The following is a 12,411-nucleotide window of genomic DNA, read 5'->3' as shown; positions in this document are numbered from 1 at the left end:
GAGCGAGGCTTGCCCGCGAAGGCCATCGGCACGCTGGACCTGCGGATTACAACTCAGCCGCCAACCGCGATCCCTGGTTGATCGCCCGCTTGGCATCCAGCTCCGCCGCCACGTCCGCGCCGCCGATCAGGTGTACGTTCTGCCCTGCCGCCGTCAGGCCTTCTTGCAACTCGCGCAGCGGATCCTGCCCGGCGCAGATCACGATGTTGTCCACCGGCAGCACCTGCGGCTCGCCCGCTTCGCCGATGCGGATGTGCAGGCCGTCGTCATCGATCTTCACGTACTCGACGCTGTTGAGCATCTGCACCTGCTTGTTCTTCAGGCCCGTGCGGTGAATCCAGCCGGTGGTCTTGCCCAGGCCATCGCCGACCTTGGATTTCTTGCGTTGCAGCAGGAACACTTCACGGGCCGGAGCATGGGGCGCCGCCTTGATCCCGGCGACACCGCCGCGCGCTTCCAGATGCGTATCGATGCCCCACTCCTTCCAGAACTCATCACGGTTCAGGCTGGTGGCCTGGCCCTGGTGAACGAGGAATTCGGAGACGTCGAAACCGATGCCGCCCGCGCCGATCACCGCCACGCGCTTGCCCACCGGCTTGCGCTCGAGCAGCACGTCCAGGTAGCTCAGCACCTTGGCATGCTCGACACCGGGAATCGCCGGCACACGCGGCGCAATACCGGTCGCGAGGATGATTTCGTCATAGCCTCCCTCAACCAGCTTCTGCACATCCACACGAGTATTCAGGCACAGCTCGACGTTGGTGGTCTGCAACTTGCGGCCGAAATAACGCAGGGTTTCGTAGAACTCTTCCTTGCCCGGCACGCGTTTGGCGACGTTGAACTGGCCACCGATCTGGCTCGCCGAATCGAACAGCGTCACCTGATGACCTCGCTCTGCAGCCACCGTCGCAGCAGCCAGACCCGCAGGGCCGGCACCGACCACGGCGATTTTCTTCAGTTGCTGCACCGGCAGGTAATTGAGCTCGGTTTCATGACAGGCCCGCGGGTTCACCAGGCAGCTGGTCAGCTTGCCGCCGAAGGTGTGGTCCAGGCACGCCTGGTTGCAACCGATGCAGGTGTTGATTTCGTCGGCACGACCTTCGGCCGCCTTGTTCACAAAGTCCGAGTCGGCGAGGAACGGCCGCGCCATGGACACCATGTCGGCATCGCCTTCGGCCAGGATCTGCTCGGCCACTTCCGGGGTGTTGATGCGGTTGGTGGTGATCAGCGGGATTTTCACCTCGCCACGCAGCTTGGCCGTGACCTTGCTGAACGCGGCGCGTGGCACCTTGGTGGCGATGGTCGGAATTCGCGCTTCGTGCCAGCCGATACCGGTGTTGATGATGGTCGCCCCGGCCTGCTCGATGGCCTTGGCCAGTTGCACGATTTCTTCCCAGGTGCTGCCGCCTTCCACCAGATCGAGCATCGACAGGCGGAAGATGATGATGAAGTTCGGGCCTACCGCTTCGCGAACCCGGCGCACGATTTCCACCGGCAGGCGCATGCGGTTTTCGTAGCTGCCGCCCCAGCGGTCGGTACGGTGGTTGGTGTGGGCGGCGAGGAACTGGTTAATGAAATAACCCTCCGAGCCCATGATTTCCACACCGTCGTACTCGGCCTGTTGTGCCAGGGTCGAGCAGGTGACGAAGTCGCGGATCTGCTTCTCGATGCCTTCCTCGTCCAGCTCCTTGGGCTTGAACGGGTTGATCGGCGCCTGAATGGCGCTCGGCGCGACCTGCTTGGGGCTGTAGGCATAACGGCCGGCGTGGAGGATCTGCATGCAGATCTTGCCGCCCGCCTCATGCACCGCGCGGGTCACGATCTGGTGCTTGAGCGCTTCTTCCTCGGTGGTCAGCTTGGCGGCGCCGGAGTACACGCCGCCCTCATCGTTCGGGCCGATACCGCCGGTAACCATCAGGCCGACACCGCCACGGGCACGCTCGGCGAAATAAGCGGCCATACGTTCGAAACCACCGGGTTTTTCTTCAAGGCCGGTGTGCATCGAGCCCATCAGGGTGCGGTTGCGCAATGTGGTGAAACCCAGGTCCAGCGGGGCCAGCAGGTGCGGGTAATGAGCGGCGGTCATCGGTAGGCTCCACAACGATCGATCACGGAAAAGTGGGGGCGCTCTACGGCGCCCCTCTGTCATGTGTTACAGACTATGAGTACTCGAAGGCCGTCTCAATGACCGTAACTCACAAGTTATTGATTAAAATGCGCAGCAGGCCTTGGCAACTACCGGCATGAGCCATACCCTAGGCATCGAACCCTGCACAAGGCCGCTGACTGCTTTCCCATGCGCAAATTTCTGTACCTGACGTTCTCCATGGCGTTGATCGCCGCCCTCACGACCTACGCCATGTGGGCCGCAGACCGTCCCGCGGGGCATTATCTTTCCGACCTGCGAATCGACCTGGCGATCGACCAGGGTACCCCTGCCGACCGTGGCAATCTGCTGGGCATCCAGCCCGAACTGTTCCCCACCGACTATCAAAGCCCCGAACGCCTGCATCGCAAGCTGGCGGCCTATCTGCAAAAGGCCCGGGAACAGGGTCTGCTCAACGAGAAAACCATCGTGGTGCTGCCCGAGCACGTCGGCACCTGGCTGATGGTCAGTGGCGAAAAGGATGAGCTGTACCAGGCCACCACCCTCGAGGAAGCCATGAACTGGCTGGCGGTGAGCAATCCGTTGAAGTTCGTGCGCGCACTGATCAGCGCCGAGGGCGGCAGCCGCCTGGATGACGCGCACCTGCGCATGAAAGCCAAGGGCATGGCCAAGGAATACCAAGCCTTGTTCGGCGGTCTGGCGAAAGAATTTCGCGTGACGCTGGTGGCAGGCTCCATCGTGTTGCCCGAGCCCAGTGTCATCGACGGCACCCTGAAAATCGGCCGTGGCGCGCTGTACAACAGCAGTGTCGTGTTCAGTCGCGACGGCGTGCCGATCGGCCAACCCCAGCGGCAGATGCACCCGGTTTTCGAACAGCAGGACGCGATCAAGGCCAATGGCGAGCACACCCTCAACGTCGTCGACACCCCGGCCGGTCGCCTGGGAGTGCTGATCGGCAACGACAGCTGGTACCCGGACAACTACCGCAAGCTCGATGAGCAGCAAGCTCGCATCGTCGCGGTGCCAGCGTTCGTCACCGGGCGTGGAATCTGGGATCAACCGTGGCGCGTTTACAAGGGTTCACAGGCGCCCGCCTCCGTCAGCCTCAAGGCCGGGGAACTCAGCGAAGGCCAGGCCTGGCATCGCCTGACACTGACAAGCCAGGCCCCGTCCAGCAAGGCCGTCGCCGGCATGAGCGTGTTTCTGCGCGGGCAGTTCTGGGACCAGTCCAGCGCCGGACAAAGCTTCCTCACCAGCAACGGCCAGCACTTCGCCGACGGCAACGTGCGTGGCGCGCGCCTGCTGAACCTCTGGCTGTAGGCCATGAAACCGTTGCAGGTGCGTCTCGGCGATCTTTCGGTGGGCTTCGTGCACAGCCTGGCTGACGCCGTGCGCAGCCATGATCTCGACCCGCAACCGCTGCTGGAACAATACGGCCTGGATGCCGCCCGCCTGGCTGAAGCCGGGGCTCGACTGTCGATCCCGCGCTACATGCGCCTGGGCCACAGCGCCATCCAGCTGACAGACGACCCGGCGCTCGGCTTGCGCATGGGCCAACTCGGTCGCCTGAGCCAGCTTGGTCTCGCTGGCGTCACTGCCGCCCAGGCACCGACGGTACGCGAGGCGGCGCGCTGCCTGATCCGCTTCGAGGCGCTGTATGGCTCCAACTATCGCGGGCAATCGAGCTTTCACGAAGACGCCCAGGGCGCCTGGCTGCGCTTCTACTCCATCAGCCCGTACAACAGCTACAACCGTTTTGTGGTGGATTCGATCATCGCCGGCTGGCTGCATCATCTGTCCAGCCTGAGCCCTGCTCCGCTCCGCGCCGAGCGCATCGACATCGAATTCGAACGCCCCGATTACCATGCCGCCTATGAAGTGCTGGGCGATTGCCCGATCCAGTTCGGCGCCGAACACAATCAACTGCGTCTGAGCCTGGCCAGCCTCGCGCAGCGCAACAGCGAGCATTGTCCGAGTACCTGGCGCCACTTGCTGCAACTCTGTGAACGGGAACTGGAGCAACTGACGCGCACCCGCAGCCTGCGTGAGCGAATCACTCAGATGCTGGGGCCGTTGCTCAATGGTGGCCGGGAACCCGACCTGGAAGAAGTGGCGGCTCGCCTGAAGCTGCCCGTCTGGACACTTCGTCGCAAGCTGGCCGAAGAAGGCACGCAGTTTCGCGCGATCCTCAATGACACCCGTCGCGACCTGGCCATGACCTACATTCGCGATACGGAATTGGCGTTCGGTGAAATAGCCTACCTGCTGGGGTTTGCCTCAGCCGAAGCCTTTCAACGCGCGTTCAAGCGCTGGATGGATCAGACGCCGGGCGAGTTTCGCCGTAGTCGCAGAAGAGCAGTTTGAAGCTGTGACCCTACAGCTCGGTAGCGTCTTCAGCTGGTTCCAACGGGTCCAGTTCGAATGCCTGATATTCGAGCAGTTCTTCTTGATAGTCGTCCATTTTGAATCCCCCACCGCTCGTTTAAATAGTCCGAATAGTTGACCGACGCTTTGAGCATAAAGTGCCCACATGAAACAAAAATGACGCGGGCACGACACTTCGTCGCTACTGTTTAAAACGTAGCAGGCAGTCAGAAATTTATCGAAGGTTATTTTCGTAACAAAATGCGGGATTGCGAAGTGTTTGATGCGGGTCAAACTTTCCCGGCTGTGCGGGACCGTCGTGGGTTCGATCGGTCCCGTTCTGCCATCACTGTCCCGTGATGGGCATGGCCTGGATTGGCTCGGATGGAGGCGGAATATCCGTGGGATTGGCTGGCGGCGTGATGACTTCCGTCGCGGGCGCCGGCTCGGTTGGCGGGGTCGCGGTAATCGGGGCGGCTTCAGGCGGTGGCGCTACCGGCTCAGACGCGGTCGGCATGGCTTCGGCAGGCGCAGCCGGCGCTTGTGCTGCGGCGGCAGGTTCTGCTTTGGTTTCCGGGGCCAGGGACGCAGGAGCAGGCGCTGCTTGCGGCTCCGGCATGCCCAGATCGGCTTTCGGCTTATCGGGAATATGCGCCGCTTCTTTGACTTCCTTGGGCAGGAACACTTCCACCAGCGCAAAGAAACGCTCGTAGAACTTGGACGACGAGACCGTTTCGCTCGCGACCTTGACCATCGAATCATCCGACGAACCGATCGGCATCGAGACCGAACCCAGCACGCCTACGCCCAGGCTTGCGGAGTTGTTGGTTTTCTTCAGTGCGTACTGGTCCTGAAGGGCGTTGGCAAACACCGTGGCGTGATGCCCGGCGCTGCCGTCTTCGGCACAGACCACACTGAAACTGATTTCCATGTGGGTTTCGCCGGTCTGCTGGAAGCTCTTGTGCCCGCTGACCAGCTTTGGATCGCTGCTGGTGATGATGTAGCCCTGGCTCAGCAACGCCCGGCGAGCAGCCTCACAGCTCTGTGCATCGGTAACAGGATAATTGCGGGAGAAGGTCCCGGAATCGTCGAAGTTCTCATGCTCGTAGATCGCGGTTTTCTTGGACGAGCAACCGGCGGCAGCGGCCAGCACCAGCGCCAACCCGGCAACACGCATGGGAAATGATTTAAACATTGAACATCCTGCTGAAAACGGTTCGGGGCGTATTGTGCAACAGATCGATGCTTAGCGTCGCACCGATTGTGTCTTAAAACAGTTACAGGAGTGTTGACTCCGTTATTTGGCATTAATCCCCCACGTCCGTCGGGCGCTCGGGAACAAAAAACCCCGGCTGTATGGCCGGGGTTCTTGTGTAACGCGAGATTTCAAACAGACATCAGTAGCGCTTGATGTCCGCTTCGCTTTCCAGCTGTTTGCGGTAAGCGGCGAAGTCCTGCTGGCCAACACGCGAAGCGAGGAAGCGACGGTATTGAGCCTTCTCTTCTTCAGTCGGCGTGGCGGCGTCGTTGACACCGTTCAGACGAACGATCATCAGGCTGCCATCAGGCAAGGTCACGCTGGTGAAGATCGGCTTGTCCTTGGCAGTCGGCTTCGGCATGCGGAACAGCGCCTGCAGCACGGTTGGGTCGATCCCTTCCTGAGCGCGGTTCGCAGCTTCGGTGACCTTCCAGTTCTGGCCATCGATCGCAGCGTTCAGCGCGGTCTTGCCATCGCGCAGGCTGGCGATCAGCTCGTCAGCCTTGGCCTTAGCGGCAGCACTGGCGTGCTCCTTGGCCAGTTGGGCGCGAATCGGACCGGCAACCTCTTCCAGCGGCAGTTGCGCAGGCTTGAGGTGCTCCTTGGCGCGCAGTACCACAACGGTTTCCGGATCCAGCTCGATGGCGGTGCTGTTGGCACCCTCATCCAGCACTTCCGGGCTGAACGCCGCGGTGATCACGGCACGGTTGGCGGTAATGCCTTCACCGCCGTCACGACCGAACGGCTTGGAGGTGTGAACGGTCAGCTTCAGGTCTTGCGCCGGCTGAGCCAGATCGGAGGCTTCGAAGGAGGCGTCTTCCAATTGCTTGGTCGCTTCGACGAAACGCTGTTCAACCTGCTGGGTTTTCAGTTCGCGGGTCAGCTTGCCTTGCAGGCTGGCGAAGGTCGGCACTTCAGGTGCCTCGACGCCCAGCAGCTTGATCAGGTGGAAACCGAAGTCGGTGCGAACCGGCTCGGAAACCTGGTCCTTGGCCAGCGAGTACAGGGCTTTTTCGAACGCCGGGTCATAGACACCAGGACCTGCGTAACCGAGGTCGCCGCCGTTGTTCGCCGAACCCGGATCCTGGGAGAATTCCTTGGCCAGAGCCTCGAATGTCTCGCCCTTGGCTAGACGGGCCTGGATGTCTTCGATCTTCGCCTTGGCTTGCGCCTCGGTGGTCTTGTCGTTGACTTCGATCAGAATGTGCGCAGCCCGGCGTTGCTCGGACAGGTTCGCAATTTCCTTCTGATACGCCGCTTGCAGGTCTTCGTCCTTGACGCTGACCTGATCGAAGAAGGAAGCCTTCTTCAACTCCAGGTAATCGATGACCACCTGATCCGGGGTCATGAATTCCTTGGCGTGTTCGTCGTAGTAGGCTTTGACTTCGTCGTCGGTCAGCTTGACCGCTGCCGGGTCAGCCTTGATGGTCAGGGAAGCGAAATCGCGGGTCTGTTTTTCCAGACGGGCGAAGGCCAGAACCTGTGCATCGGTGACGAAACCGCTACCAGCCAGACCGGCGCGCAGTTGGCCGATCAGCATTTCCTGGGCCAGCATCTGGCGGAATTGCATACGGCTGTAGCCCAGCTGACGAATCACCTGGTCGAAACGCTCGGGACTGAACTTGCCATCCACCTGAAATTCAGGCGTTTGCAGGATGACCTGGTCCAGGGCCGCTTCGGAGAAAGCGAATTTGGAGCCTTCTGCGCCTTGCAGCAGCAGTTTGCGATCGATCAGGCCCTTGAGCGCCGATTCGCGCAGCATCTTCTCGTCGAGCAAGGAAGCGTCGAAATCCTTGCCCAGTTGCTGCATGAGCTGACGGCGTTGCATGTCGACCGCCTGGCTCAGATCGTTCTGGCTGATTGCATCGCCATTGACCTGCGCCGCCTCGTTCTTGTGCGTCGTAGCCTGAAAAATGGCGTCGAAACCGGTCAGGGCCATCAGTACAACGATGACCCCGATAATTGTCTTGGCAATCCAGCCTTGTGAATTGTCCCTGATGTTCTGCAGCATGCGTCCCCCAAAAACGGTTGAACTTCAAAAATTAGGCAACCGTGGAGCGTGGGTAGAATCCGGATAGAAGAAAGGCGCATCCGAGGATGCGCCTTCTCGTAACTGGCGAAGCGGACCGATGACTCGAATCTGTGAGCCCCGGCGTCTCGGACCGGCGAATTGCCGACTGGACTACCGCTCCGCTGCCAGGTCAGGCATGACCCTGACCCGGACAGGCAAAAAACTGAATCGAACTTAGTTGACAGCTTCTTTCAGTGCTTTACCGGCTTTGAAACCTGGTTTTTTGGCTGCTGCGATTTCCAGAGTCTTACCGGTCTGTGGGTTACGACCGATGCGAGCTGGACGATCAGTTACGGAGAAAGTACCGAAACCAACCAGAACAACGGAGTCGCCAGCCTTGAGAGCGCCAGTGACGGATTCGATTACAGCGTCCAGCGCACGGCCAGCAGCAGCTTTCGGGATATCAGCGGATGCAGCGATAGCATCAATCAGTTCCGACTTGTTCACTCTAAGTCCCCTTATATCTATTTGAGTATGATTCTAAGTTTTTTTGGTGAAAGCAAAAACAGTGCTGAATGGCCTACAGACACTTAAGAGCCGCTTTATAACAAGGGCTCTAAAAAACTGTCAACAAGCCCCCCAGCCAAATACGTATTAATGCGTGCTAATTCTTTCCTTGGAATCGGACTCGCGTTTTTCATCCTTCGCGACAATCTCCGGAGCCACATCCGGCAAGGGCTCCGGCGCGTATTGCAGCGCAATTTGCAGGACTTCGTCAATCCATTTAACCGGTTTAATCTGGAGATCCTGCTTGATATTGTCAGGAATCTCCTTCAAATCGCGAACATTCTCTTCGGGAATGATCACGGTCTTGATTCCACCGCGGTGAGCAGCGAGCAGTTTTTCCTTCAGACCGCCAATCGCCAATACCTGACCACGCAAAGTGATCTCACCGGTCATGGCCACGTCCGCACGCACAGGGATGCTGGTCAATGCCGACACCAGCGCCGTGCACATGCCTACACCGGCGCTTGGGCCGTCTTTCGGCGTTGCCCCTTCCGGCATGTGGATGTGGGTGTCGCGCTTCTCGTGGAAGTCCAGGGGAATGCCCAGGCTCTTCGCGCGGCTGCGCACCACGGTCTGGGCTGCGGTGATGGATTCGACCATCACATCACCCAGGGAACCGGTCTTGATCAACTGGCCCTTGCCCGGAACGACAGCGGCTTCGATGGTCAGCAGTTCGCCACCCACCTGAGTCCACGCAAGACCGGTCACCTGACCGATCTGATCCTGTTGCTCGGCCAGGCCGTAGCGGAATTTGCGCACGCCCAGGAAGTGTTCCAGATCGTTCGCGGTGACCTTCACCGAGAAGCGTTTTTCCAGCGCATGTTCCTTGACCGCCTTGCGGCAGACCTTGGCAATCTGGCGCTCCAGGCCACGCACACCGGCCTCGCGGGTGTAGTAGCGAATGATGTCGCGGATCGCTTCCTCGTCGAATTCCAGCTCGCCTTTTTTCAGGCCGTTGGCCTGGATCTGCTTGGGCGAAAGGTATTTGACGGCGATGTTGATCTTCTCGTCTTCGGTGTAGCCAGGCAGACGAATGACTTCCATCCGGTCCAGCAGCGCCGGCGGAATGTTCATGGAGTTCGAGGTGCAGAGGAACATCACATCGGACAGGTCGTAGTCGACTTCCAGATAGTGATCGTTGAAGTTGTGGTTCTGCTCAGGATCGAGCACTTCCAGCAACGCAGACGCAGGATCGCCGCGCATGTCGCTGCCCATCTTGTCGATTTCATCGAGCAGGAACAGCGGGTTGCGGACGCCCACTTTTGTCATCTTTTGAATCAATCTTCCCGGCATCGAACCGATGTAGGTACGGCGATGACCACGGATTTCCGCCTCATCACGCACGCCACCCAGGGCCATGCGCACGAACTTGCGGTTGGTGGCGTGGGCGATCGACTCCGCCAGGGACGTTTTACCGACCCCAGGAGGACCTACCAGGCACAGCACCGGACCACGAATTTTCTTCACGCGCTTTTGCACGGCGAGGTATTCGAGGATCCGCTCTTTGACTTCTTCCAGACCGTAGTGATCGGCATCGAGAATGTCTTCTGCGCGCGCCAGATCGAGGCGGACCTTGCTCTGGGCCTTCCACGGCACCTGAACCAGCCAGTCGATGTAGGAACGAACCACGGTGGCTTCGGCGGACATCGGCGACATTTGCTTGAGCTTGTTCAGCTCCGCCGTTGCCTTGGCCAGCGCATCTTTTGGCAGGCCGGCGGCGTCGATACGCTTTTTCAGCTCTTCGACTTCGTTGTGACCCTCGTCGCTGTCGCCGAGCTCTTTCTGAATGGCCTTCATCTGCTCATTCAGGTAGTACTCGCGCTGACTGCGCTCCATTTGCTTTTTGACGCGACCGCGAATGCGTTTTTCGACCTGCAGCAGATCGATTTCGGCATCCAGCAACGCCAGCACGTGCTCGACACGGGCCGACAAATCGATGATTTCGAGGATTTCCTGCTTCTGTTCGATCTTCAGCGCCATGTGTGCGGCCATGGTGTCTACCAGGCGCCCAGGCTCGTCGATGCTGTTGAGCGACGACAGAACCTCAGCCGGGACTTTCTTGCCCAGCTGCACATATTGCTCGAACTGCGACAGCAGACTGCGCACGAACACTTCCGACTCGCGCTCTGGCGCGTCGACTTCGTCGATCAACGAGACTTCGGCACGGCAATGGCCGTCCACTTCGCTGAAGCGCTCAACGGTGCCCCGCTGCTCGCCTTCGACCAGAACCTTGACCGTGCCATCAGGCAGCTTCAGCAGCTGCAGGACGGTGGCAATCGTACCCACGCGATAAAGTGCGTCTTCACCCGGATCATCGTCGGCAGGGTTTCTCTGGGCCAGCAGAAGAATCTGCTTGTCGCCCGTCATCGCGGCCTCGAGGGCTTCGATGGATTTCTCGCGCCCCACGAACAGCGGGATAACCATGTGCGGATAAACCACGACATCACGCAATGGCAGGAGAGGCAATTCGATGGTTGTCTTCATGATTTCGCCTCTACGGCGGCCCTTCGGCCGGAAACAGATGGAATTAAGCGTGAAACCAAGATGGGGGCTAGGTTGGAAAAAAACAAGCGGATAAAAAAACGACTTGGAAGATTGTCGGATCAAGACCTGAACCCGTGGCCACGTCAGAAAACTGGCTGACCGCCCGCCCCTGCCCTTCACACGCAAAGCTCGTGCCCATAAAAAAGCAAAAGGGGCCCGAAGGCCCCTTCTTTGTACCGGCTGCGTGACGCTTAAGCGTCTGGCGCGGCCTTGGCAGGTTTCTCATTGTTCTCGTAAATGAACAATGGCTGAGACTTGCCTTCTATAACGCTTTCGTCGATCACTACTTTACTCACATCGGATTGCGATGGGATTTCATACATAGTGTCGAGCAACACACCTTCGAGAATCGAGCGCAGGCCGCGAGCACCGGTCTTGCGTTCCAGCGCGCGCTTGGCGACGGCTTTCAGTGCGTCTGCACGGAATTCCAGGTCCACACCTTCCATCTCGAACAGCTTGGCGTACTGCTTGGTCAGAGCATTTTTCGGCTCGGTGAGAATCTGCATCAGCGCAGCTTCATCGAGCTCGTCCAGCGTGGCAAGAACCGGCAGACGACCGACGAATTCCGGGATCAGACCGAACTTGACCAGATCGTCAGGCTCGACTTCACGCAGGGACTCACCGACTTTCTTGCCTTCTTCCTTGCTGCGCACTTCTGCGTTGAAGCCGATACCACCTTTGGTGGAACGGTTCTGGATGACCTTCTCGAGACCCGAGAACGCACCACCGCAGATGAACAGGATGTTACGGGTGTCGACCTGAAGGAATTCCTGCTGCGGATGCTTGCGACCGCCCTGAGGCGGAACGGAAGCGACCGTGCCTTCGATCAACTTGAGCAGGGCCTGCTGCACGCCTTCACCGGAAACGTCCCGGGTGATCGACGGGTTGTCGGACTTGCGCGAGATCTTGTCGATCTCGTCGATGTAGACGATGCCCATCTGGGCTTTTTCCACATCGTAGTCACATTTCTGCAGCAGCTTCTGAATAATGTTCTCGACGTCCTCACCCACGTAACCGGCCTCGGTGAGGGTGGTTGCGTCGGCGATGGTGAACGGAACGTTCAGCAAGCGGGCCAGCGTTTCGGCAAGCAGGGTTTTACCCGAGCCTGTCGGGCCGATCAGCAAGATGTTGCTCTTGCCGAGTTCGACGTCGTCAGCCTTTTTGTCACGCTGGTTCAGACGCTTGTAGTGGTTGTACACCGCTACGGCCAGAACCTTTTTGGCACGTTCCTGACCAATCACGTATTGATCAAGGATGCCGCTGATTTCTTTAGGCGAAGGCAATTTATGCGCGCTGCTCTCGGCCTGTGCTTCCTGCACCTCCTCACGGATGATGTCATTGCACAGGTCGACGCACTCGTCGCAGATAAAGACCGAGGGGCCGGCAATCAATTTACGTACTTCATGCTGGCTTTTGCCACAGAAGGAGCAATAGAGCAGCTTGCCGTTGTCCTCGCCGTTGCGGGTGTCAGTCATTCGTTCGATCCAAATCCGATAGGCTTGCAACACAAGATGAAGGCTATTGCGGGCTTTTTCAAGCCCGCAAATGATCGGAAAAGCC

8 protein-coding genes are annotated in these 12,411 nt (G+C 59.3%); 2 read left to right on the top strand and 6 right to left on the bottom strand.

The annotated features are described in order from the left end of the window. Nucleotides 1-46 precede the first annotated feature (46 nt). The gene (locus tag K9857_RS08185; RefSeq protein WP_224534686.1) at nucleotides 47-2,086 is read right to left on the bottom strand and encodes an NADPH-dependent 2,4-dienoyl-CoA reductase; all 2,040 of its coding nucleotides are present in this window, start codon (nucleotides 2,084-2,086) and stop codon (nucleotides 47-49) included. Nucleotides 2,087-2,296: 210 nt separating this feature from the next. On the opposite strand from K9857_RS08185, the gene K9857_RS08180 reads away from it, so the two are divergent. Then, on the top strand, nucleotides 2,297-3,427 hold the full coding sequence (locus K9857_RS08180) for a nitrilase-related carbon-nitrogen hydrolase (RefSeq protein WP_224534685.1): 1,131 nt from the start codon (nucleotides 2,297-2,299) through the stop codon (nucleotides 3,425-3,427). 3 nt (nucleotides 3,428-3,430) lie between these two features. Beyond that, nucleotides 3,431-4,471: an AraC family transcriptional regulator gene (locus tag K9857_RS08175; protein WP_224534682.1), complete on the top strand. Its 1,041-nt coding sequence runs from the start codon at nucleotides 3,431-3,433 to the stop codon at nucleotides 4,469-4,471. 346 nt (nucleotides 4,472-4,817) lie between these two features. Here K9857_RS08175 and K9857_RS08170 read toward each other — a convergent pair whose 3' ends face one another. From K9857_RS08170 to clpX, 5 genes are all read right to left on the bottom strand, one after another. Continuing rightward, nucleotides 4,818-5,666: a DUF2242 domain-containing protein gene (locus tag K9857_RS08170; protein ID WP_224534680.1), complete on the bottom strand. Its 849-nt coding sequence runs from the start codon at nucleotides 5,664-5,666 to the stop codon at nucleotides 4,818-4,820. Between the two features lie 202 nt (nucleotides 5,667-5,868). Then, nucleotides 5,869-7,740, bottom strand: a complete 1,872-nt coding sequence (locus K9857_RS08165; protein ID WP_224534678.1) for a SurA N-terminal domain-containing protein — start codon at nucleotides 7,738-7,740, stop codon at nucleotides 5,869-5,871. Between the two features lie 234 nt (nucleotides 7,741-7,974). Next, a complete protein-coding gene (locus K9857_RS08160; RefSeq protein ID WP_002552737.1) occupies nucleotides 7,975-8,247 on the bottom strand; it encodes an HU family DNA-binding protein in 273 nt (90 codons plus the stop codon). 147 nt (nucleotides 8,248-8,394) lie between these two features. After that, complete coding sequence (gene lon, locus K9857_RS08155; RefSeq protein ID WP_175379451.1) at nucleotides 8,395-10,791, bottom strand: endopeptidase La; 2,397 nt, start codon at nucleotides 10,789-10,791, stop codon at nucleotides 8,395-8,397. 251 nt (nucleotides 10,792-11,042) lie between these two features. After that, complete coding sequence (gene clpX / locus K9857_RS08150; protein WP_224534676.1) at nucleotides 11,043-12,326, bottom strand: ATP-dependent Clp protease ATP-binding subunit ClpX; 1,284 nt, start codon at nucleotides 12,324-12,326, stop codon at nucleotides 11,043-11,045. Nucleotides 12,327-12,411 lie beyond the last annotated feature (85 nt).

The sequence above is a fragment of the Pseudomonas sp. REP124 genome (genome assembly GCF_020164475.1).
Classification (GTDB): domain Bacteria; phylum Pseudomonadota; class Gammaproteobacteria; order Pseudomonadales; family Pseudomonadaceae; genus Aquipseudomonas.
This window is presented reverse-complemented; position numbering and strand designations above follow the sequence as displayed.